Below are 24,489 nucleotides of genomic sequence, written 5' to 3'. Positions count from 1 at the left end.
ATGATTTTAATCATTTTCTGCGAATCACAGGACTTCAACCTATAGTAAAATTAGTCATGGTTTGTGATGCTGCTCATTATCAGGCTATGAAGGAGTGAATGACCCATGGCGCATGCAAATGATGTTCTAATGAATCAACTGTTAGCGAACGCAAATGATCCCAGCTGGCATATCCCGTTCCAGCAATCCGTGAAACATCTGACCGAGGATGAAGCGTTCTGGACACCTGCCAACGATAGTCACAGCATTGTCGAGATCATACAGCATCTGCTGTATTGGAATGAAACGTGGCAGACGCGGTACCGCGAATCGCGGGTCGATGCCGTTCCTTCTATTGGAGACAACCATAAAAGCTTTATCATTCCGGATAACGCAACCTTCGCCGAGCTAAGAGACCGATTGCTTGAGGTTTTGCTGCAATGGCAGGAGCTGTTGTCAGCGGCCAAGCTAGAGCAGGAAGTGGATGGATTTCCGGAACCGGCCAAGTGGTGGGAGATTGTGGGCAATGCTGCTACGCACAATGCCTATCATATCGGTCAGATTGCGTATATTCGCAAGCTGCAGAAGAGCTGTACCCCCTTAGAATGGTAATCCGCGGTTTTTGTCACCCTTGAAGGTGTTCCACGGTTGAAATCTCGTACAGCTTCGTTGCTCCCAGGTTGCTAATGACATCTCCCTGCACACGAAAAATGCATGGATGGTACCCGAATCTTCCTGGGCCCACCCATGCACCTCGTTTATAACGCTTCTTTAATTACCCGTTTATAGAACATGACCGATAACAACCCGAATATGGAATACAGTGCCGTATACAGCAGCATAACCATGACCATGGGCAGCCAGAGCTCGTTTCCGAAGAAGAACCAGCCGGACTTAACGGCGAAGTAACTGTGGGACAATCCGACGACCAGCGGAATGCCGAAGTTGAACAGCTGCTTGATCTGAATCCCCTTCAGCAGGTTTCCTTGCGTGAAGCCCAGCTTCCGGAGAATGGTATAATTCGGCTTCTCCTCTTCACCTTCATCCATCTGCTTAAAGTACAGGATACATCCTGAAGTAATCAGGAAGGTAAGTCCCAGGAATGCCACAATGAACATGATTAAACCCATATTGCTCTTCTGGTTGAAGACCAGTTCCGTCTGAGAGAGGTTCCCTGTTCCCTCGTTAATGCCTACGCTCTTAAAGATTTGATTGGCCTGATCCACAGCGTTTGGATCCACAATATCAATGCCGTGATAGACATTGGTCTTCTTCTGGATCTTCGGATCCAGATCCTGAACCAGCTTATCAAATACGGTCTGGTCCACAATCGCCGTCGGCAGCCCGCCGTTTACAAAATAATGGGATACGTAGGCTTCCTTGTCCAAGCCGATTAGCTTCTGCTTAAAGCTTTGTTTGGAGCTTATGAGTTCAATTTCCCCTGTGGTCTGAATCGCCATAAATTGCTGGATCGCGTCACTGTATCCCGTGAACAACGTCTCCTCGGGGGAAACATCCTTGCCTTCGACGCTGGCATCACTGATTACCGGGATGATCATGGAGCTGGAATCCACTTGACCAGAGATCTCCAGGCTGGCGCCGATAATCTTGGATAGATCGGCATTCACTTGAATCACGTCGCGGTTTGTCTGCTTAAATTCGATGTCTTCATCGGTAAGCGCTTGAATGAAAGCCGCAAGATCCTTCTGGTCCGCAACCGCAAAATGGTTGGGCACGCTCTGCTCGGCCGATTTCTCCGCAGAATAGTACGAGATATAGCTGAGTGACAATAGTCCGATCGCGAGTGCGGATACGGTCGTAATGATGGTCAGCAGCAGCGCATTCGATTTCATGCGGAACATGATGGAGGAGAGGGACAGCACATCGTTCAGGGACAAGTAACCGCCCTTGCTCTTCCGGATCGCGTTGAATAGGAAGCTGACCGACCCTTTATAGAACAGATAAGTCCCGATGATAACCGATCCCAGGATCAGGATCATGGCCATGAACAGCTCGTTCATGTTGGTGAAATCTCCGCTGAACAGCTTGGTCGAGACATAATAACCAAAAAGTATGAGTCCGATGCCGAGCAGTCCGAATAACATTTCGACGAAGGACATTTTCTTAATTTGGTTCTCGGTCGTGGATACGGCTCGGAAGAGGGACAGAATGCTCTGTCTTTTGATGAATGTATAATTCATGATCATAATTAGAACGTAGATGGCGGCAAACACAATCACGGTCTGGATCAGCGCCTCCGTGGAGAAGGATAGAGCCGCCTCGGTATCAACGCCGGTGACCTTGAACAGAATCATCAGGATTAAGCGCGAACCCGCGAAGCCGGCAAAGATGCCGATGACCATGGAGCCGAAATACAGAATCAGGTTCTCCGCACTGAGGATCCGGAATATTTTGCCTTTGGTCAGTCCGATGAGCTGAAACAGTCCGATCTCTTTACTGCGCCGTTTAATAAAAATCGTGTTGGCATACAGCAGGAAGATGGCAACGATCGCCACGAGCAGCACGGAGGCGGCTCCAAGCCCGGCTGCACCCTTGACCGATCCTTTCACTTCATTCATGGCTGGGTCATATTGCAGTGTGACAAACGAGAAATACAGGCCCACACTGAAGATGAGCGCAAATACGTACAGGTAGTAATTCTTGATATTCTTCTTCAAATTCCGGTAGATCAGATAATTAATGTTCATTCTGAACACCGCCTAGCACGCCCTGAGTTTTGATGATGTCATTGAAGAAGGCCTGCCGGGACTGCTCACCCTTGTTCAGCTGGGTATAGATCTGTCCATCCTTAATGAAGACGACCCGGGTGCAATAACTGGCGGCCACGGGATCATGGGTAACCATGATGATCGTGGAATCGATCTTCTGATTTAATTCGCTTAGCTTGTTCAACAGATCGGAAGCGGACTTTGAGTCCAGCGCCCCTGTCGGCTCATCGGCAAAAATAATGCTGGGATCATGGATGAATGCACGGGCCGCGGAGGTCCGCTGCTTCTGTCCCCCGGAGATTTGGTTCGGATATTTATCCTTGAGTTCGTAGATGCCAAGCTCGGTCGCTATGCGTTGGAATTTCTGATCGGCTTCCTTTTTGGATACCTTTTTAATGGAGAGCGGCAGCAGCACGTTTTCCTTGACGGTTAATGTATCCAGCAGGTTGTACTCCTGGAAAATAAACCCGAGATGATGCTTGCGGAACTCGGCCAGTTCCTTCTCCTTGAGGCCCGTAAACTCCTTACCCTCGATCTTGATGCTGCCGAGGCTCACTTTATCGATCGAGGAGAGCACGTTCAGCAGCGTGGTTTTACCTGAGCCTGATGCGCCCATGATGCTGACGAACTCGCCTTTATCCACGCGGATATCGATACCCTTCAGGACTTCCTGTTTATTGAATTTGTTGCCGTAGCTCTTATGAATTTGGTTTGCTTCAAGAATTGCCAATTTCACTCACTCCTTCGTTATCTGTCCTTATCATAAAGGAGTCGCAGCGCCTTTTCCTTCGATTCGCCGAACAAAGTGCAAAAGCATGTGACATTGTTGTCACATGCCGGTAACGCTCACGAAATCATTCCGTTTCGGAAAGATCAAGGTGAAGTTGGTGCCGATGCCGAGCCTTGATTCCACCTGAATGCGAATCAGCAGGGCATCGGCTACTTTTTGCGTCAAATAGAGCCCCATGCCGGTTGCGGCACTGTCCTGATGCGAGGTGGTCGAAGTGAAGCCTTTGTCGAAAATACGGGGCATGTCCTTCGGATCAATGCCGCGTCCGGCATCCTGGATGGCAAGTCTGACATGGTCATCCGTGAGATCGCTCTCGATGAGGATGTCCGAAGCGTTGCTGTATTTGACCGCGTTGGTCAGCAGCTGGCGGATGATAAAGCCCAGCCACTTGGCATCGCTGAGCACTTCCGTTACCTCAAGGGAAACGTCAAATCCGATCCCTTTCTGCATGCACCAGGACTTGAGCGCACGTATTTCCTGGAAGATGATCGGCTCAAGCGCGAATTCCTCGATCAGCAGATCATTCCGGATAAAGGGGATGCGCTTCTGGTGCAGCTGCTGGTCAAGCAGCAGGTGGATGCGAAGCCACTCATACTGGAGCTGAGCCTTTAACGTCTCATCTTCCATGCGCTCGATCATCAATTGCATCGTGGTGAGCGGCGTTTTCACTTCGTGAATCCAGGATAGCAGATCGTCCTTCTCCCCCTGTATCTCCATTAGACGCATGGAGGATTCCTTCTTGAAGCGCTCCGTTTGAAGGGAGAGGATGTCCATGGCAATCGCTTCAAAGGGGTGCTCCGGCTCGCTGATGGCGGCTAAATCGTAGGTGTCATCCCACGTCTGGAGGCTTTTGTAGAACTTGGTTTCCCGGTTGTACCTCACGAACAGGAACACCAGGAAGAACAGCACCGACAGAAACACGATATAAAGGATGGGCAAGAACGGGATCTGGGAGTCCACGGCGGCTATGAACAGGAACAGCAGCTGCAGAAACACGAAGAACAGAATCCAGCTTAGTCGTTCCCGGATGTAGGCGATCATCATGCATGGGCCTCTTCCGTGGCGATATACCCTTGTCCCACCTTGGTTTCAATGTAGGGATCAAGTCCGAGGGGCTCCAGCTTCTTGCGCAGCCGGTTGACGTTGACCGTTAACGTATTATCGCTGACAAAATGCTCGTTGTCCCATAAACTCTTGATCAGATCCTCACGGCTGACGATTTGATTTTTTCGCTCCATGAGGATTTTCAGAATGAACATCTCATTCTTTGTCAGTTCAGCGGTGCCCTGAGGGCTGCTAATGGTATTTTTACCGAATTCGACGGTGGCTCCGCGCCAAGTTCTCAGCTCGGTCCGTTCGGTATTGTAATTGTATACCCGGCGCAGAGTGGCCTGGATTTTGGCAATCAGGACATCAAAGTGGAACGGCTTCTGAATGAAATCGTCGGCTCCAAGCTGCATGGACATCACCATATCGGTCGGATGATCGCGGGAAGACAGGAAGATAATCGGCACGTTCGAGTGGGAGCGAATCATTCGGCACCAATGGAACCCGTCAAACTTCGGCAGCTGGATGTCGATGATGACCAGATCGGGTTGAACCGCTGTAAACTCCTGAAGTACGGCGCTGAAATCCTGTACGCCATAAACGTTATACGACCATTGAGACAGTCGCTCCTGCACTTCATGGAATAGGGTCACATCGTCTTCGATTAACATAATTTTAAACAAGAGATTCACCACGCTTTATAAGGTTGTTCAAAGCCCTTCAGCAAGCTTTCCCGGTGCTAAAAAAGCTGACTATTGCTTGCAAATTACTACAGTTTTCATTCCCAGTGTATAGCAAAATGTCGATATGTGCTATCTGTGGGACCCATCCGCGTGTGCGTATATGACGAGGCTTAAATACCTATTTACAAACATTTCCTACCTTCCCATAATAGAAATGAGCCTATGACCTGGGAGGGGACAAATATCGTTATGTATAAGAAGTTCAAGTGGTTGACTGTACTCATTGCAGCTGTGCTGGTTGTTATGACAGGATGTCAGGCCGTCGGGGGACTGGATATCAACAAGGCGTTGCTTACCAGTCTCGATGTTAAATCCAGCGAATCCAAGGCAAGTATTCGATTCGAGGTGGTGCCATCGGACAAGGCCCTATCGACTGAAGATAAAGAAGCGATTGATCTCATTAATTCGTTATCTCTGAATATGGACCATGCCATCGTGCAGGATAGCAAAACGGTGTCCATTCAGGGCAGTATCCAATATTCGGACAAGAAGATTCCGCTTCATGTGTCCATGGATTCCAAAGGAATGGCGATTCAATTAGAAGGCGCCAAGCAGCCGTTCTATTTATCGATGGATACGACCGTTCCCGGATTGCCTGATACCAGCCAATACGAACAGGCGATTCAGGATGTCGTGAAGAAGGCTGCAGGACTTGTGCTGAAGCATTTTCCAAATCCATCAACAATTGCGGTGAAGTCCGCTCAGGAGAAGGTGAACGGGGAAAGCCTGAACCTGACGCATCTCCACATGGAGCTGACCGGTGAAGAGATCTTGAACATGGTTAAGCCTTTCGCCGAAAGTCTGCTTAAGGATGAAGCCGGCTTGAAGCAAGTGATCGGCGATGCGTATGATGCCATTTATCCGATGATAACCAGCATCGGCGAGGCCTATGGCGAAGACGTAGAACTCCTGCCACAGGAATCCAAGGAGGAGGTCGTCGCATCGCTCTACGAGATCGTGCATGGCGCACTGATCGAATTCACGGAGAACTATGATGAACAGAAGGAACAGTTATTGGAGGAGCTACCGGGATCCGAAACCGTCTTTGGTAAGGATACGGTCCTCAAGCTGGACTACTACTTCGATGAGCAGCTGAATACACGCAAGAATGCGCTGGAGCTGACTGTCGCGCTACCGGCTTCCGAGGACCTGCCATTGAAAGCATTCAAGGTGTATTCCGAAGGTGAGGTCTGGAATATCGGCGGCGCAGTGAAGGCCAATCAGGTGGACACGTCCAAAGGCGTGCTGGACGTTCTGAATGATTCGGTGACACCGGGTCAAGTGCTGCGGAACTTTGAAAAGGACTCCCTTATCTATAATGTGTTGAAGGATGATCTGAAGATCACGCACAAAACGATGTTTCTTAGTCCCGTAAGCGATGAATATGGATATGGTGTAATCAAGAAGAACAATCAGAGCTTCGTTCCGCTTCGTTACTTGACAGACCAATTGGATGCCGAAGTGAAGTGGAGCAAAGGCTCCAAGAAAATTACAGTCATTAATGATCTGACAGGGGAAGAAATCGTATTGACCGTGGGCTCCAAAACAGCCAGCGTCGGCGGTAAAAACGTGACGCTGCAGGAAGCTCCATTCGTTCATACCAACGGATCTACCTTCGTTCCGCTCCGGTTTATGGCAGAAGCGCTCGGTGCGACGCTTCACCTCGAGGGTGATGGCTGGATTTCGATTAAACGTGATTAGCGCTGATTGTTATGGATAACGGGCTGGCCTGGGTATGCCTGTTATGAAACGTATACAAGTTAAAGTATAGCGGGGCTGTTTCCTATCATCTTGGAATGGTGGGAAACAGCCTTTTTGTCATTCCTTCCTTCATCGTATGAACTGTACCGGTACAGTTGCAGTTATTTCAAATCGTAATGGGGTTCTCCCTGCCGTAAGATAAGTAGCAAATGCATCAACCTTCTGGTTGTCCTGCAAAAGAGAAGATGAAGGAGAACACATATTATGAATATACCGCATACAAGCCGTGCCTATGCCGCCGCGTTAGGATATACGGCCATCATTGGTTTTTCGTTTATGTTTGTAAAGCTGGCGCTGATCCATGCTAACCCGCTGGACACGCTGGCACACCGATTCACCATTTCGTTCATTGCCGCATCGCTCGCGTTACTCATAGCCCGTAGAAAGGTCCCGCTGGATCTGAAAAGGCTGCTGACCATCGTGCCGCTGGCGATATTCTATCCGTTCCTGTTCTTTACGCTGCAAACCTTCGGTTTGGTCTACACCTCTTCGGCCGAGGCCGGAATCATTCACGCTACGGTACCGATCTTTACGATGCTCTTGGCATCGCTGCTATTAAAGGAACGCTCCAGCTGGGCACAGAAGCTGTTTACCGTGTTGTCGGTGACAGGGATCATCTCTATCTTCGTGTTGAAGGGGGTTTCCTTCGAGGCCTCGAGTACACTTGGGATTGTGCTAATTCTGCTGTCGGCGCTATCCAACGCCATTTACAGCGTGATGGCCCGCAAGCTGACGCAGAAGCAGCCGGTACTGGATATAACGTTCATCATGTCGATGATCGGATTCGTGCTGTTTAACCTGATGTCGGCCGCTCAACATGCTGCGCAGGGGACGCTTGTACATTATTTTGACCCGTTCATGCATCCGTCCTTCGTATGGGCCGTTTTGTATCTTGGCATTCTGTCTTCTCTCGGGACATCGCTACTGTCGAATTATTCCTTATCCAAGATGGAGGCATCCCGCATGGGCATCTTTAACAATCTGGCTACCGTGGTCACGATTTTCGGAGGTGTCGCCTTTTTGAATGAGGAGCTGGCTTATTATCATGTCATCGGCGCAGCACTCGTCATTATCGGGGTGATCGGGACCAGCCTTGCCGGGAGATCCAAGAGCGCTAGTCGTAAAGCGCTTGGGCGGAACAAGTCGAAACCAGCTTAATCTGTTTGTTGTAGAGAAATTGTCGAGTTCCACCATGTATGATTACAGGCTGTAGCATCTGTTCACATTGCCACTTGTCATAATATTCTACTAAAAACAGATGAAATCATACTTAGAGGTGGAGTTAAACTATGAAAAAGAAAGGAAGCATGCTGGCTCTCATTGTCATCTTGATGGTCCAAGGTATATTTGGTACGGGCCTTGGTATGTTTAACGGCCAGAGAGTCAGTGCGGCTGGAGCGGGTAATCCTGCATCGGATCCGGGTAATGGAGTATCCGTTACCAACGCGGTATACGGTTCAGCCGCAGGGCAGAGCATTCTGACAAATGTCACTGTCCAGGATTCGAAGGGGACCGTCATCGACTCGGTCTACAATCCGGATGCGGGTCGGGTAGAGCTTGGCTCCGACGCCATCCTGCTCTACGATTGGGAGCTTGGGGACAATCATAACTATGTGGATGGCTCAACGTTTGAGTTCGATCTGCCCAAGGCATTCAAACTGTACAACAGCATCAACGGGGTTCTTGAGACGGACATCGGGGATGTGGGAACCTTCACCGTATCTGTGGACGGTCATGTTGTGATGACGTTCAACTCTCTGGTGGATAATGCCGAAGTCCGGGGAAAGCTGAAATTCCAGACGGAGCTTAGCCAAGAGGGGATCGGCGGCGGTACTCCGGACGTTGAAATTCCGATTGAGCTTCGGGATGGCGTGAAGCAGATCATTATCCCGGTGAAGCCGGCAAAAGGCAATCTTCTGGGCAAGAACGGCAAGGTTGTCAATGATGGCAGAGGCAAACCTTCCACGATCTTGTGGACGCTTCAAGTCAATACGGTCTTGGAACGGATAGACAAGCCCGTTATAGAGGATTTGATTCCTTCCGGGCTTACGCTGGAAACAGGCTCTGTTAAGATCAACAACCTGACCGTTAATGTGGATGGCAGCACCGCGGTTGGCGCCGAAGCGGCCGTCGGAGAGTTTAGTATCGACACTTCCGATGCTCCAAAATTAGTCGTCACCAAGAGTTCGCCGATGAATTCGGCGTATCAAATCGAGTACTCTACGACGATTGCCGCTGGCGATACAACGGAATTCCTCAATACGGCAACTTTGTCCGATAACGGTCAGCAGAAGGCTTATGCCGAGAATAAACAGACGATTGACCGTGGGGAGTTACTTGCGAAAGAAGTCGTATTGTATGATGAAAACGACCGGACCATCGACTGGTCCATCTTGTACAATTCCCGCGAAACCACCATTCCGGAAGTAGATGCTAGACTTGAAGATCGTTTTAACTCAACACAAGAGTTGGTAAACGGTTCGCTCCAAGTCAAGGATACACAGACAGGTGCGATTCTCACGGAAGGAACAGATTATGTCCTTACGCCGGTGGTTAACAGCGGAGGGAAAACCGGATTCGATCTGAAGTTTGAAAAAGACATTACCACTGAGCATGAGATTACCTACCAGACCAAGGCAAGTGGGCGTGTTATTAAGGACGAAACTGTAACGAACAGTGTGTACGGAAACGGTGTAACAAGGGAAGCCAAGCAATTGATGCAGAGTAAAGCGCTCATCAAAAGCAACGATGGCTTCGATTACAAGGATAAAACGATCAAATGGCAAATCACGCTCAACCAGGACACTTACAGCATGGACAACGTGATACTGAAGGACATGTTTACGAATGGCGGGCTTGAGCTGACTGGCCCCATCGTTGTAAAGGATGCTGTCGGTACCCTTTGGGATGAGGGTTTGGATTATACGGTGGATGCGAGCACCCCTAACCAGGGCTTTACCGTAGAATTCCTTAAGCCTGTTGACAAGGCGATCATTATCACGTACACAACCAAGTTTGACTATGATCTCCGCCAAAATAAGGATAACGAGAGCTTTTGGAACCGTGCCGATCTATCCTGGGTGGAAGGCAGCAATCCGTTCTCGGCGACTAGAAATGCCAGCCTGAAGCCTAATCTGTTGACTGTTGGAAACGGGGATAAATCAGGAGTTTATGATGCCGTTTATAAGGAGATTACCTGGACCATCCAGGGGAACTACAATTTCAATAGTGTTGATAAACCTGTCGTTAAGGACAAGCTGGTTTCACCACAGCAGTACGTCGATGGGTCATTAGAAGTGTATAATCTGAATGTAGACGCTTCAGGGAAAACAAATAGAGGGGGTGTAATCCCATCCACTCAGTATTCGATAACGGAGCCGTCGGAGACGAACGGCAATGAGCTGCAAATTGCCTTTAAGGACAAGATTGACGCTCCGTTCCTGATCACGTTTAAAACCGCGTTGGGTGATCGAATCATAGAGCGGGAATCTATCGCCAACGAAGCGATATTGATGGACGACAATACGCCTGTCTCCAACTGGAATGGTTCAGCTAGAGTTCCGCAGGGCGGAGAGTATGTTGCGAAGACCGGGGTCCAAAACGGCGAAAAGATTGAATGGACGCTGCATATTAATCGGGGTCAGTCCTACGTGGAAGCAGCCAAAGTCAGCGACGAGCCGTCGGGCAACCTGATCTTGGTGGAGGATTCCTTCCGTTTGTACGAGACCAAGGTTGCGGTGGACGGAACGGTCACGAAGACGGACAAACTCGTTAATCATTCGGATTATAAACTGAAATTCATTTATGGCGATACCGAGAAGTTTGTATTGGAATTCTTGAGCCCGATAGATCGTCCTTACATTCTGGAATACGAGACGCTGATCGACGCTGCCGACCGGGAAGTTGTCAGCAACTCGGCTGGCTTTGAAGGTAAAGGCATTACGGCTGGAATTACAGATAGTAAACAAAGATTCGAAGTTCGCATGTCTTCTGGCTCCGGCAGCGGTTCGGGCGTTCGAGGAAGTCTGGAGGTCTTGAAGGTGGACAGGGCTGATCCGTCGCTTATATTGGAAGGAGCAACGTTTGTTCTCCAAGACACGCAAGGCAAGCGTCCTGAAGTGACGCTTACAACCGATGCAGCTGGGAAGGCTTTGTTTACGAAGCTGCTCTACGGCGATTACATTCTGAAGGAGACTTCGGCTCCTCAAGGATATGTAATTGATCAAGCAACTACAACCATTACGATCGATTCAAGCATTAAACAGACTGGCAACGTCAAGCGAATCACCATAACGAACAGCAAGGATAGCGTTACGCCAGGACCGGATCCGGGTAATCCGGATCCAAACCCAGGGAACCCGGATCCAAATCCGAGCAATCCAGATCCAAACCCAGGGAACCCGGATCCAAACCCGGGTAATCCGGATCCAAACCCAGGGAACCCGGATCCAAATCCGGGCAATCCGGATCCAAATCCAGGGAACCCGGATCCAAATCCGGGCAATCCGGATCCAAATCCAGGGAACCCGGATCCAAATCCGGGCAATCCAGATCCAAACCCAGGTACATCACCGGGTGGAACCGAATCACCAGGTGGTAATAACGATAAAGAAACGCCAAACGTTCCTGGGGAAATTGTACGACCTGGAGAAACTGATCCCGTCGTACCGGGCGAAGTTGATCCAGAACCAATACCTGTAGAGGTACCGGAAGAAGATGACACCCTGGTTGGGAACGAGACGGCGAATCCGCAAGATCCTTCTACACCATCCGCCGAGAATGATACAAATCGGAATCCGGTTCAAGAAACTAAGCCGGAAAGCGGCCCGATTGCGATGCTCCCAAAAACAGGAGAGAGCAATCCAGTACCGTTCCAACTCGGAGGACTGGCACTCATGCTTACAGGCTTCATCTTAAGCCGCCGTCTGCGTAACAAACGTCAATAATTTGATGATATCATCCCCTTCTCCCTGCGTGTAACTGGAGAGGGGGATTTAAATTTCAATCGTAATAGGGAAGGAGGGCTCTTCATGCGAAAGCTTTCGGTTGTCTTGATTCTTGTTGGGCTTCTCATATTCTTATATCCGATCCTTCGCGATTGGAATGCAGACCGCCAACAGAGGGATTTACTAAAGCAAGCAGCGCAAATTGAAGCTGAGGCTCAACAGAGTTCCGCTCGAGATAATGTTGCTGTTCATTACAAGGAGCTGTCCCGTATCCTGGACGAGGGAGAGGCAGCGGCCTCAACACAAGAGGAACAAACCGGTTATGAAGAAGGTTCACCTATCGGCATTATCACCATTAGCAAACTAGAGTTAGAGCTTCCTATTCTGGAGGGAGCAACCCAATCGAATATGAAGAATGCAGCTGCTCGCGTTACGGGGACGGCAAGACTCGGAGAAGCCGGTAATGCTGCCATTGCAGCCCACCGGGCCCATAAGACCGGACGTCTATTCAATCGATTGAATGAGCTCACATACGGGGATGAGATCATCATTAAGACGGATGGCCGTGAATTGATTTACCGAGTCAACCAGATTTCCATCGTGGAGCCGACCGATGTATCTGTTCTGGAAGGAGATTCGGATGAGCAGATCATTACACTGATCACTTGCGATCCTCTCTACGAGGCTACACATCGTTTGATTGTTCAAGCTGAACTCGTTTCCGATTAAGTGTCTCTTAAGGATCATTAAGATCTTGGAGAGAACGACTTTCGTTAGCTCCTAAAAATTAGGCTTGAGATATTAGGCAGTACCTAATAAAATAAGGTATGAGCTAATATTTTTCATGGAACGGGAGGGGGACCCTTTGCTCGAATGGATGCTACGTAATGTGATGGCGGAGAGAGGGATATGGTCGGGAGCGGCTTTGGCGCGGCTGATGAAAGAGAAGGCGAATTACAGCTTATCAGCTGCTTCCATTAGTGCATTGCTGACGAACCAGCCCAGGCAGATGAAGGCAGAGACGTTAGATGCCCTTTGCACAACCTTAGAGTGTACTCCAGGTGACTTATGGGTGCATACACCTCCTTCTAGAACTAAGGGGGCTTAAGTGAATGACGGTTAAAGCTATTGTGCCATTCGGTGATCCGATCTTACGAAAGATCGCCCGGCCAGTCGATACCGTAAACGCCAGAGCATTGAAGATTCTGGATGATATGGCAGAGACACTGTATGACAGTGAAGGGCGCGCTGGTCTTGCCGCACCCCAAATCGGTATATTACGAAGGCTTATTGTCATGGACTGCGGAGAAGGGTTGATCGAGCTGATTAATCCGGAAATCGTAGAGATGGACGGGGAACAGATGGGCCCCGAAGCTTGTCTGTCTTATCCGGGGTATTACGGATATGTGAAGAGGGCCAATAAGGTTAAAGTAAAGACACTAAATCGTCAAGGCCAGACGGTGATCCTGGAAGGTGAAGATTATCTGGCCAGATGTATGCAGCACGAGATTGATCACCTGAACGGCATATTATTTGTGGACCATGTTCGGGATGGATGGTTGTATCACGAGGAGACCCATCAACGCATCGAGCTGTTTCCTGTCATTGGATTATCCAATACTGGCGTATAACGGACATGAGGAGACTCTTATAAGGATAGAAATAGAACGGCCGGATGTCTTTATGTCCGACCGTTTTTTTATATCATCATTCACGACCAAAATAAGATATTGAATTTAGAAGGTTGACGGAACAGAGTTCTCGTGATAATATTATCTCAAATTAAAGATGTTTTAAATCGAAATAATAATTTTTGAAGGTCGGGCAAACACTTTCTAAATAGAAGAGACGGAGGAATTTAACCATGAACGGATTAAAAGGAATTCACCACGTAACAGCCATTACAAGCAGTGCCGAGAAGAACTACGAGTTTTTCACCTATGTGCTCGGTATGCGACTTGTGAAGAAAACCGTTAATCAGGACGATATTCAGACATACCACCTGTTTTTCGCGGATGACAAGGGCAATGCCGGCACCGATATGACATTCTTCGACTTTCCGGGCATCCCGCAGGGCAGACACGGTACAGACGAGATTTACAAAACCTCGTTCCGTGTTCCTAACGATGCAGCGCTCGAATATTGGATCAAGCGATTTGACCGGCTGGATGTAAAGCATCAAGGCATTCAAGAATTGTTTGGCAAAAAAACACTCGCCTTTGTTGATTTTGACGATCAGCAGTATCAGCTCATCTCCGATGAGAACAACGAGGGCGTGGCTTCAGGAACTCCTTGGCAGAAGGGACCGATTCCGTTGGAGCATGCGATTACAGGACTCGGCCCGGTGTTTGTACGGGTGTCCAACTTCGATTATTTCAAGGAAATGATGGAGAAAGTGCTCGAATTCAAAGAAATCGGCAAGGAAGGCTCGCTTCATCTGTTTGAGGTTGGTGAAGGTGGCAATGGCGCCCAGGTGGTTGTCGAGTACAACGCCGTGCTTCCAAGAGCTCAGCAGGGCTTCGGCACTGTACACCACGCGGCTTTCCGTGTAGAGGACCGCTCGGTGCTGGAACATTGGATCAAGCGTCTTGACGACTTCCAATTTCATACGTCGGGCTTTGTAGACCGCTATTTCTTCCAGTCCTTGTATGCGCGAGTTGCACCCCAAATTCTGTTTGAGTTTGCAACCGACGGTCCAGGCTTCATGGGTGATGAGCCATATGAAACTCTTGGCGAGAAATTGTCCCTGCCTCCATTCCTGGAGCCAAAGCGCGAACAGATTGAGAGTATGGTTCGTCCAATCGATACCGTGCGCAGCACGAAGGAATTCGTGAAGGAATAATGCAATGAATCTGAAGAAGCAATTCGGCTGTTTAAGACACAGCTGGGTTGCTTTTTTTGTTCCGTAGTAAAGGTGTGTGACAGGCAAAGCACGACATATTCTGGATTATTGTACCTTACTTTCTTTATCCGCATAAACTGAAGTACGGCGATAACCTAGGGGTTATCGACTTTTAGGCAGGGGCAGGTATCGTATAATCCCATGATCAATATGATTGATGCTAACGAGGAAGATACAGCGTTTTTATATGAGCTGTACCGCAGCACACGCCTTAGAGAAGTTTCCTCCTGGGGATGGGGAGAGCAGGAAATGGAGGTGTTTCTGCGCATGCAGTTTGATCTCCAGCAGCGCTCCTATGCACTGCAGTTCCCTCAAGCATCGCACCTGATTCTTATGAATAACCAGCTACAGGCTGGGCGAGTCATTGTACATGAAACACCTGCCGAAATTCGCCTGGTCGACATCTCGATTTTGCCTGAATTCGGGAATCAGGGTATAGGAACGGCAGCCCTGGTTCATTTACAGGATATGGCCAGGACAGACTCGAAGTCCATCCGTCTCCATGTTATCCGCTCAAATCCAGCTATAGCATTATATGAACGCATAGGATTCCGGATAAGAGGGGGAGATGATGTTTATGTACACATGGAGTGGAGCGCTTCGACAGAGAGGACAGGAGGTAACATATAATGGCAGATCCGTTCTTAGGTGAAATTCGCTTATTCGCTTTTAATTTTGCTCCCGATGGGTGGGCGTTTTGTGACGGGCAGTTATTGCCGATTGCTCAGAATACAGCCTTGTTTTCTCTGCTGGGGACAACGTACGGGGGGAACGGCACGACCCATTTTGCGCTCCCGGATTTAAGGGGGAGAGTTGCTGTTCATCGAGGCACCGACTTCCCGATAGGAGAGAATGGTGGAGAGGAGTTCCATACCCTAACGGACGCGGAGCTTCCCAGCCATACGCATCAAGCAATGGGAAGCGCCAATCCAGCTAATAGTGTGTTACCTGTGGATCGAACATGGGCGCTCTCTGACAGCTTGACGTATCACGAAGTCACTAATTCATTCATGAGCCCGGGCGCTATTGCTCCTACTGGAGGAAATCAACCGCATAATAACATGCAGCCTTATCTTGTTTTAAATTACTGCATTGCTATAGAAGGGATATTCCCTCCGATTCCATGAAGAACATCCACAAGTAAAATAGGCCGCTTGCTAGTCACCTGACCACCTCTTGTCTGGTCTTGAGTGCATACACTGAGTTGAACGACGGAGGGAGGTAGTGGTCACTTGTTAAGATGTAAAGTTAAACCTGTTCATTCAAGAAGTGCACCCTTACCAAGCAAATATAGTCATAACCGTAATCATTCAAAACGATATTTTCACTGCAAGAAATCCAAGGTAAGGGGAATCCGGCAACGTGGTCTCCGGGGATTTCGGGGAAGGCCAGGAGCGGTCGGACCGATTGGTCCCGTAGGGCCTGTTGGCCCTCAGGGTCCTCAAGGGATTCAGGGTTTATCGGAAGCAGCGGTAGGTTTGATTGGTCCGGCAGGACCACAAGGGCCGCTTGGGCCGCAGGGGGTAGATGGTTCGCTTGCTGTTTATGGGGATGGCTCAGCCGGTGAATTGCTCATAAACAGTGGCCAGGTTGTGGATTTAAGTGTTCCAGGCTCTCTTGCAGCATTGCCTTCTGGAACAAATCTGCAGTTCTCCAGAGTAGAAATTGCGGGGACACTTATCATTCCAAGCGGCATCACGATCCAATCATCGGGGGATCTCGTGATAAGTGGTGTAGTTACGGTTCTTCCCGGTGCAGCAGACTCTGGCAATGGCTCACCAAACGAGGGAATATCCGCTGCTGCTGCAGGACCATATAACGGCGGAATTGGACTCGGATCACTGCAAGCAGCACAGGTCATTCCAACAGCAGCTGGCGGTGGGGCTGGGAGCCGAACTTTGTTAGGCAGTGGCGGAGAAGGCGGAGGTAGTTTGATTTTGGCTGCCCAGGGCCAAGTCGTAATTGCCAATGGGGCCCTGATTACTGCTAACGGAAATCATGGAGTAAACCCACTCTCTGCGGGTAGCGGTATAGTCGGTAGCGGGGGTGGTGCTGGGGGCTTTATATTGATTGCTGCTAAGAATAGCATAACCATTGCGGGAACCCTTGCGGCGGCTGGAGGGAACGGGGCTATCGGTTGGGATGGTAATGGCGGAGATGGCGAAGGTGGCGGCGGAGGCGGAAGTGGTGGTGTTATCCACCTTATATCAACCGTTTCTCCAACAGTTACGGGGACACTCCAGCTGAATGGTGGTATGGGCGGAGTGAATGCAATGGGTGTAACAGGCATTGTTACCGTTGGCGGTGGAGGTGGGGCCAACGGCGGAAACGGTGGTAACGGGGGAGGAACTCCTGTTGCCGGACAACCTGCGGTTGATCCGCAGCCAGGCCAAGTTGGCCAAGTGCTTGTGACCATAACACCTGAGCCAGAAAATTGGTTTGTAGCTAGATAGCATAACATGGCTGGTGATCCCTTGATGAATTACCAGCCCGGTTACTAAGGTAACTGTATAATTACCTTCATTCCATAACATCCGAACCAAACGGATGGTCCACAATGTACAACCAGCTTCCATCAGGCTGCTGTCTCACGACCTCGGAGGTATAACCTTGCAGCACAAGAGGTTGGCCATCCGGGTTCACGGTATGCAAGATGAAATGGGCACGCAGCATAGCGATATTTTCAAAAGGGATGCAGTATAGATTGGTGGAGACCATCTTGCCTTGAAGCAGCAGCAGTTCCTCCAGCGTATGGCGGAAGGAATGAATTCCGATCTCCAAGCTTCCATTGCTGTGGACATGAATACTGTTCGGTTCATACAACGCCAGCACTTGATCGATGTCCCCTGAGTTATATGCATCAGCAAATGCGGCATTCATCTCCTCCGGCTTCCAGACTCGGCTTGCGGGAATGGATGGTTTCATTGAATCTCCTCTTTCTGTATGATGATAGCAATAGCCTATCTGAAAATAAAAGCTGTGATAAGTACGCAGAATTTTATGACTTAGTCATCTATTTATGACCAATGACTTAAAGGGGGTTCAGCAATACATATGCCATATCAGGATGAGCGGTATGGGTGCCCGGCTGAAGTAGGCTTGCACATGATTAGTGGAAAGTGGAAGCCTCGAGTACTGTATGAACTGTTTCAGGAAACGCTGCGTTTTGGTGAGCTGCATCGGAGAATACCGGAAGTATCAAGGCATGTGCTTACCGTTCAATTGCGGGAATTAGAGGAGAACGGCATCGTGAAACGGACGGTGTATCAAGAGGTACCCCCCAAGGTGGAATACTCCATAACGGAGTTCGGTATCCATTTCAAAGCGGTGCTTGAGCAAATGGTCATTCTGGGACAACAGTATATCGATACGAAACAGGTCCCTAACGAATAGGCTTCAAGATCGCTTCCTTTCGAAGTACTACCCATTACTGCACACATTCACCGATTAAGTACATCAATTCTGGTTTAAATACAAATACTGTATAGGAATGGATGACTTAATAGCCTGAGGTGGAGCATATGAAAGGGAGTTTATTGAAGAACATCGTGTTTACGGTTTCGGCCGTTATCATTGCCATTCTTGCTATTCTAGGGGCTGCTATGCCTGGAGCATTTGGTGAAGTGGCAGGGTATTTGTACAGATTTACGACGAATACGTTCGGCTGGTTCTATCTGCTCTCGATCTTTGTGATTATTATCTTTTTGATCTGGGTGGCAGCCAGTAAATACGGAACGATTCGCCTTGGCGGAGATAAGGAGAAGCCCGAGTATCCGTTCTTCACCTGGATTGGAATGCTGTTCTCTGCGGGGTTTGGTGTAGGGCTGGTGTTTTGGGGCGTGGCTGAACCCATGAGCCATTTTTTTAAGACGCCGTTCGGAGGCGTCGAAGCACAAGGTGTGGACGCGGCGCGTGTGGCTATGGGCTATTCTTTTTTTCATTGGGGGATTAGTCAGTGGTCGGTGTTTGCCCTTGTCGGACTTGTGATCGCGTTTCTTCAGTACCGTAAGCAGAAGGATGGGCTGGTGTCGACAGCGCTGGAGCCTGTCACCGGCTCGAAGCCCGCAGTGAAGAATACAATTGATATCCTTGCGGTGATTGCAACGGTCATGGGCATCGCGACTTCCATTGGACTTGGCGTCCTGCAGATGAGCGGTGGTTTGAACACGATTATGGGAGTGAACAATGGTGTCGGGTTGCAGTTAATGATGCTGGGGTTTATTTTTGTCGCTTATATGATCTCATCCACAACGGGATTGGATAAAGGGATTAAATACTTAAGCAACCTGAACCTCGCGTTGGCGCTCATTTTTTTATTGTTTGTGTTTGTTAGTGGTCCCACTGTTTTCATCTTGGAGACCTTTACATTGGCGCTAGGCGATTACATTACGAATTTCGTCTCGTACAGCCTGAGGCTTCAACCCTACGCTGAAGGCACGTGGGTACGGGAATGGACGATCTTTTACTGGGCCTGGGCAATTGCTTGGTCTCCGTATGTGGGAGCTTTCGTGGCGAGGGTGTCCAAGGGAAGAACGATTCGTGAATTCATTGTAGGTGTGATGGTTGTGCCGCCGGTCATTGCCTGTCTATGGATCGCGGTATTCGGCGGGACGGCGATCTGGTTTGATCTGCACGAGAGCACCGGGATTGCTGCTGCCGTTAATGCAGATGTGACATCTGCTCTGTTTCAGCTCTTTAACCAATTACCCTTCTCCATGGTCATGAATGTGCTGGCGATCTTACTCATTCTGACGTTCCTGGTAACATCAGCGGACTCAGCAACTTACATCTTATCCAGCATGACCACCTATGGCAGCCTGAACCCTCCGCACATTGCAAAAATCGTGTGGGGCACGCTCATGGCAGCGATAGCAGGTGTACTGCTGTATGCGGGCGGGCTGGAAGCCTTACAGACGGCTTCATTGATTGCGGCATTGCCGTTTACGGTGCTGCTGCTGCTGTTGGTCATTGCCGTGGTGAAGCTGCTGAGCCGCGAGCCGATTCCGATTCGGAAGGCTGATCTGAAACGGTTCCGCCGTCTGGAGGAGGCGGCCAACCGGGGGAAGAAGTAAAGGGCTGACGCTTAGCCGAACGAGGTTTTTTTACTCCCTGTTCGATAAAGAGGGCATCCATGCGGTGCCCTCTTTATTTTGTAAGGAGATACGCTCGGAAAAGACGGCAACCATAGCCGAACCAGTACAAGCATAGGAAAGATATGTGCAGGTAATAGGCATACCACGATGGCAATGTAAGAGATCTGAATAAGCCGTGAATCCAATTGAAACATAGGATGGTTAGGATCACAAAGAGGTATATGTCGAACTGAAGGAGGATTCGTTTCTTGAAGGATCCGGACTTCATGAACTTTATGTATGAAATAAAGCGATTCACCGTATACAAAAAAGCCCCTTTTACACCTGAAAGAGTGCAATAGGGGCTTAGGCATTCAGTTAAAAAAGAATAACGGTTATTTCTTCTTCAGCAGCAAATATACAAAATACGGCGCGCCGATGATGGCGACCATAATGCCTGCGGCGATGCCGTCGGGATCCACGATGTTGCGTCCGATCGTGTCCGCGAGCAGCAGCAGCCAGCCCCCGATCAATACGGCAATCGGAATGTACATCTGATTCCGCGGGCCGACCAGCGCTTTAGCAATGTGTGGGCCCATGAGTCCAATGAATGTAATCCCGCCCGTAACGGATACCGCGGATGCTGCAAGCGCTACGGCAGCCAGAAGCAGCACGATGCGCTCCTTCTCAATAGATACGCCGACGCCGATGCCCACGGGATCGCTTAATCCCAGCAGATTCATGCGCTGCGCTTTGTATAGGGTGAACGGAATCAGGATGATCAGCCAAGGCAGCAGCGCCACAATGAAGGGCCAATCGGTTCCCCATATCCCACCCGCCAGCCACTTGGCGATAAAATCGACCTTGGTCCGCTCGGCAGACGACGTGAGCACAATCATGACACCCGAGAGTGCCATGGAGAACCCGACACCGGTAAGCACCAATTTAACGGGCTGCAGGCCTTCGCCTTTTCGGAAAGAGAACAGGTAGATGCCCACGGCCGTTAGCACAGCTCCGATAAATGCCGCCAAGGGCAGCATGTAAATAAAGGAGCCGGCTTCGATCGGGAAGAACAGGAAAAATACGGCTACGCCGACCCCGGCCCCCGAGTTAATGCCGATAATACCGGGATCCGCAAGATCATTTCGGGTAATGCTCTGCAGAATGGCACCCGATAAGGCAAGCGCCATTCCAGCCAGCAAAGTAATAAGCATGCGCGGCAGGCGCACATCAAAAATAATGAATTTCTCCTTGAAGCTGCCTTGCCCCAGCAGGGTTGGAATAATCCGGTCATAGCTAACGGACGAATAACCGAGACCCAGACCAACGAGGACAGTAACCACTGTAAGGATCAACAAGACCAGAAATGTAATGCGTTGTTTTCTTATTAACGATGGATGAATCATGACAGTCCCCGCCCTCCTTTGCGTACGATAAACAGGAAGAAGGGCAATCCCATGATGGCGATCAGAGCAGCTATGGGTGTTTCGTAAGGAGCATGCAGCGTTCGTCCAACCGTGTCGGCAAACAGCATGAAGATGGCTCCCACAAGGGCGGACATCGGAATGACATGGCGGTAGTCGGTTCCGACGATCCCGCGTACGATATGGGGAATCATCAGGCCGAGGAAGGCCAGATTTCCCACCAAGGCCACAGAGGTTCCAGCCAGGAGGACAATCACGACAAACAGGATGCCTTTGATAGCGGCAATGTTCTGTCCCAAACCGACGGCGACCTCTTCACTTAGGCTAAGGATGGTCAGCTGTCTTGATAACACGATGGCAATAATAATTCCAATGAGAATAAACGGAAATATCGTCTGCAGCTGTCCCCATGATGTGCCGATCACACCGCCTGCCGTCCACATGGACACATCCTTGGATATTTTAAAATAAATGCCGATTCCTTCAGCGATGGCGTACAGGAATGCGGATACGGCTGAGCCAGCCAGCACCATCTGCAAGGGAGAGAAGCCGCCTTTTCGCATGGCTCCGATACCGAAGACCATCACGGCACCGATCGCTGCTCCGATGAAGCAGGCCACCATAATGCCAAAATAATTCGCAGCCGGCATGAAAGCCAGCGTGAAGGCAAGCGCCGCATTCGCCCCGCTGGTAAGACCGAGCAGGCCGGGATCCGCCAGCGGATTGCGGGTAATGCCCTGCATGATGGCGCCGGAGACCGCAAGCGCGGCTCCGACCAGAATGGCGGCAACCTCACGGGGCAGCCGGATTTCGCGAAGGAGGGATAATTTCTCGCCCTCCATCGAGGTGGTAAGGGCAAACCATACATCCTTGATGCTGGTTTCAGCTGCGCCGAACACCATCGCAACAACAAACATGCCTATAAATACGATGATGCCTGCAATCAATTTGATGGAAATAGGAATGGATCGTTTCGTAGGCATTGTCATGGAATCATCTTTTCATCTTAAAGTTAGAATATTCAATCTACATAAGTCTGAGCAAGTACAGCCTATATGCTAGTTGCCCAAAAAGTGTTCCGTAATGAACTCCAGTTGGTACTCCAGCGTGGTGGCATCATTAAAATAAATCCGGTTTCCGTCTGCTTCGTATACGCGGCCATTCTTCACCGCCGGGATTTGCTTATACGTCTCGGTTTGCTGGAAGGACGTATCGGCATCGGCAAATTTGCTCAGAATAACATAGTCGCCGGCATACTCCGGCAGCACTTCCGCGGAAAGGGCATAGTAACCGTCCTTGAGTGCCATTTCTTTCACTTTTTCCGGCATGTTCAGCTTCATTTCCTGATACAGGATTTCAGTACCGCGGCCCCAGTTATCGCCGTATACATAAAGCTGCTTATCAAAGCTCTCGATAACGGATACGGTGGCGTCTTCTCCAATTTTGGCACGGATGTCCTCACCGGCTTTTTGAGCCCGTTGCTTGAAATCATCGATCCAGGCTTGGGCTTCTTTTTCTTTGTTCACAAGCTTGCCGATTTCAAGATGCTGCGTCAAATAATCGACTTTTCCGTAGGTGAAGGTCACGGTTGGGGCAATCTCTTTCAGCTTATCCACGTTCTTGATAGTGGACAGGCCGATGATGAGGTCGGGGTCCAGCTCGATGATTTTCTCCAGGCTTTCATCCGTGACTTCTTCGGCATCCTTGATTTTGTCCGCAAATGCGGGATTTGCCTTGGACCAGGAATCAACGCCCACCATGTTGACGCCGAGTGCAAGCAGGTCGCCTACGTAGGAGGACAGCACAACCACGCGCTGCGGATTGGCAGGTACTTCGACGGGTCCGTTCTCGGACTCATATGTAATGGTCCCGGATGGAGTTTCGCTTTGTTCCGTTTTCGGTGTTTCGGTCGTTCCTGTATGATTGCTGCTTGTCTCCGCAGGCTTACTGCTGCAAGCGCTAAGAATGAGCAGCAGCGCTATAAACGGGATGAGTAGTTTCTTCGTAGTTGTCGTTTTGCTCCGTTTTGAGTACATCCTCTTTTTCCCCTTTTAATAAATTGTACGTGATACAGATCGGTTTTGCCGTGCGCGGATCGCGGCCGATCTCGGCGTCGATATGGAATACTTTCTTTAATACGTCGTGTGAAATGACGGCTTCCGGATCTCCGGCCTGAATGATATCGCCATCCTTCATCGCGATAATGTAATCAGCGAATCTGGCGGCTTGGTTTAAATCATGCAGAACCATAACAATGGTACGTTCCTGCTCGATGTTAAGTCTCTCCAGCAGTTCCAGGATCTCAAGCTGATGCGCCATGTCCAGATACGTTGTCGGTTCGTCGAGGAAGATCATTTCGGTCTCCTGAGCAAGGGCCATCGCAATCCACACCCGCTGTCTTTGTCCCCCGGATAGAGCATCCACCGAGCGATATTTGTAATCCTGGGTCCCGGTAACCTCCAGCGCCCAGTCGATCACTTCCATATCCTGCTTGGTCAAGCGGCCAAAACCGCGTTGATGAGGATATCGGCCATAGGAGACAAGCTCGCCAACCGTTAAACCGCCCGGTCCTTCCGGAGTTTGGGGCAGAATGGCCAGCTTTTTCGCCAGCAGCTTGGTGTTCATCTTGGCGATTTCCTCTCCATCCAGAATGGCAGCACCGGACTGGTAAGGAATAATGCGGGTAACAGCCTTCAAAAGAGTGGATTTGCCGCAGCCGTTCGGCCCAATGATGGTTGTGATTCTTTTATCGGGAATATCTACGTTAAGACGATTCAATATCAGATTCTCGCCGTAACCGACGCTTATTCGATCTGTACTTAGGCGAATCATCATTTCACCTCCAGAGTAGTTAGCTTTCAAACGATAATGATTCTCAATTTCATCCATAAATATAATGTGGGGCCGCGTCGTTGTCAATAAATATCTTAATGGAAATTTTAAATAATATTCATGTTTCAGCCGAATAATATCCATATATAGATTGGAAGAGTGATACAAACCTAAATATAGGCGAAATTGTGACAATATGAATTTTTTCTAAATGATTGATTGTAAAACGGTGAAAGGCAACGTATACTAATTGATAATGATAAT

General features: G+C 49.5%; 22 protein-coding genes. 13 read left to right on the top strand and 9 right to left on the bottom strand.

The features are described 5' to 3' along the window. Positions 1 to 105 precede the first annotated feature (105 nt). Positions 106 to 591, top strand: coding sequence for a DinB family protein (locus MKX98_RS33005; protein ID WP_220687158.1), 486 nt, complete (start codon positions 106 to 108; stop codon positions 589 to 591). 146 nt (positions 592 to 737) lie between these two features. On the opposite strand, the gene MKX98_RS33000 is transcribed toward MKX98_RS33005, so the two are convergent. From MKX98_RS33000 to MKX98_RS32985, 4 genes are all read right to left on the bottom strand, one after another. After that, the gene (locus tag MKX98_RS33000; protein ID WP_339220579.1) at positions 738 to 2,687 is read right to left on the bottom strand and encodes an ABC transporter permease; all 1,950 of its coding nucleotides are present in this window, start codon (positions 2,685 to 2,687) and stop codon (positions 738 to 740) included. Then, positions 2,677 to 3,438: an ABC transporter ATP-binding protein gene (locus MKX98_RS32995; RefSeq protein ID WP_009591195.1), complete on the bottom strand. Its 762-nt coding sequence runs from the start codon at positions 3,436 to 3,438 to the stop codon at positions 2,677 to 2,679. The genes MKX98_RS33000 and MKX98_RS32995 overlap by 11 nt, the downstream gene beginning before the upstream one ends. Positions 3,439 to 3,537: 99 nt before the next feature. Beyond that, positions 3,538 to 4,542 carry a sensor histidine kinase gene (locus tag MKX98_RS32990; protein WP_339220578.1) on the bottom strand — a complete coding sequence of 335 codons (1,005 nt, stop codon included), beginning with the start codon at positions 4,540 to 4,542 and terminating at the stop codon, positions 3,538 to 3,540. Further along, positions 4,539 to 5,228, bottom strand: coding sequence for a response regulator transcription factor (locus tag MKX98_RS32985; protein ID WP_194544985.1), 690 nt, complete (start codon positions 5,226 to 5,228; stop codon positions 4,539 to 4,541). Before MKX98_RS32985 ends, MKX98_RS32990 begins: the two co-directional genes overlap by 4 nt. 249 nt (positions 5,229 to 5,477) lie before the next feature. Between MKX98_RS32985 and MKX98_RS32980 the strand changes: the two genes are divergently transcribed. From MKX98_RS32980 to MKX98_RS32935, 10 genes are all read left to right on the top strand, one after another. Then, positions 5,478 to 6,989, top strand: a complete 1,512-nt coding sequence (locus MKX98_RS32980; protein ID WP_233354689.1) for a copper amine oxidase N-terminal domain-containing protein — start codon at positions 5,478 to 5,480, stop codon at positions 6,987 to 6,989. A gap of 264 nt (positions 6,990 to 7,253) precedes the next feature. Next, positions 7,254 to 8,207, top strand: a complete 954-nt coding sequence (locus tag MKX98_RS32975; RefSeq protein ID WP_194540125.1) for a DMT family transporter — start codon at positions 7,254 to 7,256, stop codon at positions 8,205 to 8,207. A gap of 131 nt (positions 8,208 to 8,338) precedes the next feature. Beyond that, complete coding sequence (locus MKX98_RS32970) at positions 8,339 to 11,995, top strand: collagen binding domain-containing protein (protein WP_220687162.1); 3,657 nt, start codon at positions 8,339 to 8,341, stop codon at positions 11,993 to 11,995. 84 nt (positions 11,996 to 12,079) lie between these two features. Further along, positions 12,080 to 12,724 carry a class D sortase gene (locus MKX98_RS32965; protein WP_339220574.1) on the top strand — a complete coding sequence of 215 codons (645 nt, stop codon included), beginning with the start codon at positions 12,080 to 12,082 and terminating at the stop codon, positions 12,722 to 12,724. 136 nt (positions 12,725 to 12,860) lie between these two features. After that, complete coding sequence (locus MKX98_RS32960; protein WP_071220536.1) at positions 12,861 to 13,103, top strand: helix-turn-helix transcriptional regulator; 243 nt, start codon at positions 12,861 to 12,863, stop codon at positions 13,101 to 13,103. 4 nt (positions 13,104 to 13,107) lie between these two features. Beyond that, entirely contained in the window at positions 13,108 to 13,626 is a 519-nt protein-coding gene (gene def, locus MKX98_RS32955; protein ID WP_194540122.1) for a peptide deformylase, read from the top strand. Positions 13,627 to 13,859: 233 nt separating this feature from the next. After that, entirely contained in the window at positions 13,860 to 14,837 is a 978-nt protein-coding gene (locus tag MKX98_RS32950) for a ring-cleaving dioxygenase (RefSeq protein WP_194540121.1), read from the top strand. A gap of 210 nt (positions 14,838 to 15,047) precedes the next feature. Then, positions 15,048 to 15,527, top strand: coding sequence for a GNAT family N-acetyltransferase (locus MKX98_RS32945; protein ID WP_220687165.1), 480 nt, complete (start codon positions 15,048 to 15,050; stop codon positions 15,525 to 15,527). After that, positions 15,527 to 16,024 carry a tail fiber protein gene (locus tag MKX98_RS32940; RefSeq protein ID WP_220687166.1) on the top strand — a complete coding sequence of 166 codons (498 nt, stop codon included), beginning with the start codon at positions 15,527 to 15,529 and terminating at the stop codon, positions 16,022 to 16,024. The genes MKX98_RS32945 and MKX98_RS32940 overlap by 1 nt, the downstream gene beginning before the upstream one ends. 351 nt (positions 16,025 to 16,375) lie before the next feature. Further along, complete coding sequence (locus MKX98_RS32935) at positions 16,376 to 17,350, top strand: hypothetical protein (protein WP_194540118.1); 975 nt, start codon at positions 16,376 to 16,378, stop codon at positions 17,348 to 17,350. A 67-nt stretch (positions 17,351 to 17,417) separates the two neighbouring features. Here MKX98_RS32935 and MKX98_RS32930 read toward each other — a convergent pair whose 3' ends face one another. Further along, entirely contained in the window at positions 17,418 to 17,822 is a 405-nt protein-coding gene (locus MKX98_RS32930; protein ID WP_220687167.1) for a DUF4440 domain-containing protein, read from the bottom strand. A 129-nt stretch (positions 17,823 to 17,951) separates the two neighbouring features. Here MKX98_RS32930 and MKX98_RS32925 point away from each other — a divergent pair, with 129 nt between their 5' ends. Both MKX98_RS32925 and MKX98_RS32920 read left to right on the top strand, forming a co-directional pair. Continuing rightward, positions 17,952 to 18,290, top strand: a complete 339-nt coding sequence (locus MKX98_RS32925) for a helix-turn-helix domain-containing protein (RefSeq protein WP_339220572.1) — start codon at positions 17,952 to 17,954, stop codon at positions 18,288 to 18,290. Between the two features lie 128 nt (positions 18,291 to 18,418). Next, positions 18,419 to 19,969: a BCCT family transporter gene (locus MKX98_RS32920; RefSeq protein ID WP_220687168.1), complete on the top strand. Its 1,551-nt coding sequence runs from the start codon at positions 18,419 to 18,421 to the stop codon at positions 19,967 to 19,969. A 395-nt stretch (positions 19,970 to 20,364) separates the two neighbouring features. Here MKX98_RS32920 and MKX98_RS32915 read toward each other — a convergent pair whose 3' ends face one another. From MKX98_RS32915 to MKX98_RS32900, 4 genes are all read right to left on the bottom strand, one after another. After that, the gene (locus MKX98_RS32915) at positions 20,365 to 21,375 is read right to left on the bottom strand and encodes an iron ABC transporter permease (RefSeq protein ID WP_339220571.1); all 1,011 of its coding nucleotides are present in this window, start codon (positions 21,373 to 21,375) and stop codon (positions 20,365 to 20,367) included. Then, positions 21,372 to 22,382, bottom strand: coding sequence for an iron ABC transporter permease (locus MKX98_RS32910; RefSeq protein ID WP_339220569.1), 1,011 nt, complete (start codon positions 22,380 to 22,382; stop codon positions 21,372 to 21,374). The genes MKX98_RS32915 and MKX98_RS32910 overlap by 4 nt, the downstream gene beginning before the upstream one ends. Positions 22,383 to 22,451: 69 nt before the next feature. Beyond that, on the bottom strand, positions 22,452 to 23,429 hold the full coding sequence (locus MKX98_RS32905) for an iron-hydroxamate ABC transporter substrate-binding protein (RefSeq protein ID WP_194540113.1): 978 nt from the start codon (positions 23,427 to 23,429) through the stop codon (positions 22,452 to 22,454). Continuing rightward, complete coding sequence (locus MKX98_RS32900; protein ID WP_071220524.1) at positions 23,353 to 24,225, bottom strand: ABC transporter ATP-binding protein; 873 nt, start codon at positions 24,223 to 24,225, stop codon at positions 23,353 to 23,355. Before MKX98_RS32900 ends, MKX98_RS32905 begins: the two co-directional genes overlap by 77 nt. Positions 24,226 to 24,489: the final 264 nt, after the last annotated feature.

Source organism: Paenibacillus sp. FSL W7-1332, assembly GCF_037969785.1.
In the GTDB taxonomy this organism is placed as follows: Bacteria; Bacillota; Bacilli; order Paenibacillales; family Paenibacillaceae; genus Paenibacillus_AQ.
This window is presented reverse-complemented; position numbering and strand designations above follow the sequence as displayed.

Bases quoted from the DNA above. Each gene is read 5' to 3' on its own strand.
- MKX98_RS32965 (WP_339220574.1), top strand. From the start codon at position 12,080: ATGCGAAAGCTTTCGGTTGTCTTGATTCTTGTTGGGCTTCTCATATTC.
- MKX98_RS32925 (WP_339220572.1), top strand. From the start codon at position 17,952: ATGCCATATCAGGATGAGCGGTATGGGTGCCCGGCTGAAGTAGGCTTG.
- MKX98_RS32975 (WP_194540125.1), top strand. From the start codon at position 7,254: ATGAATATACCGCATACAAGCCGTGCCTATGCCGCCGCGTTAGGATAT.
- MKX98_RS32945 (WP_220687165.1), top strand. From the start codon at position 15,048: ATGATTGATGCTAACGAGGAAGATACAGCGTTTTTATATGAGCTGTAC.
- def (WP_194540122.1), top strand. From the start codon at position 13,108: ATGACGGTTAAAGCTATTGTGCCATTCGGTGATCCGATCTTACGAAAG.
- MKX98_RS32905 (WP_194540113.1), bottom strand. From the start codon at position 23,429: ATGTACTCAAAACGGAGCAAAACGACAACTACGAAGAAACTACTCATC.
- MKX98_RS32930 (WP_220687167.1), bottom strand. From the start codon at position 17,822: ATGAAACCATCCATTCCCGCAAGCCGAGTCTGGAAGCCGGAGGAGATG.
- MKX98_RS32920 (WP_220687168.1), top strand. From the start codon at position 18,419: ATGAAAGGGAGTTTATTGAAGAACATCGTGTTTACGGTTTCGGCCGTT.
- MKX98_RS32915 (WP_339220571.1), bottom strand. From the start codon at position 21,375: ATGATTCATCCATCGTTAATAAGAAAACAACGCATTACATTTCTGGTC.
- MKX98_RS32970 (WP_220687162.1), top strand. From the start codon at position 8,339: ATGAAAAAGAAAGGAAGCATGCTGGCTCTCATTGTCATCTTGATGGTC.
- MKX98_RS32900 (WP_071220524.1), bottom strand. From the start codon at position 24,225: ATGATTCGCCTAAGTACAGATCGAATAAGCGTCGGTTACGGCGAGAAT.
- MKX98_RS33005 (WP_220687158.1), top strand. From the start codon at position 106: ATGGCGCATGCAAATGATGTTCTAATGAATCAACTGTTAGCGAACGCA.
- MKX98_RS32990 (WP_339220578.1), bottom strand. From the start codon at position 4,542: ATGATGATCGCCTACATCCGGGAACGACTAAGCTGGATTCTGTTCTTC.
- MKX98_RS33000 (WP_339220579.1), bottom strand. From the start codon at position 2,687: ATGAACATTAATTATCTGATCTACCGGAATTTGAAGAAGAATATCAAG.
- MKX98_RS32910 (WP_339220569.1), bottom strand. From the start codon at position 22,382: ATGACAATGCCTACGAAACGATCCATTCCTATTTCCATCAAATTGATT.
- MKX98_RS32980 (WP_233354689.1), top strand. From the start codon at position 5,478: ATGTATAAGAAGTTCAAGTGGTTGACTGTACTCATTGCAGCTGTGCTG.
- MKX98_RS32950 (WP_194540121.1), top strand. From the start codon at position 13,860: ATGAACGGATTAAAAGGAATTCACCACGTAACAGCCATTACAAGCAGT.
- MKX98_RS32940 (WP_220687166.1), top strand. From the start codon at position 15,527: ATGGCAGATCCGTTCTTAGGTGAAATTCGCTTATTCGCTTTTAATTTT.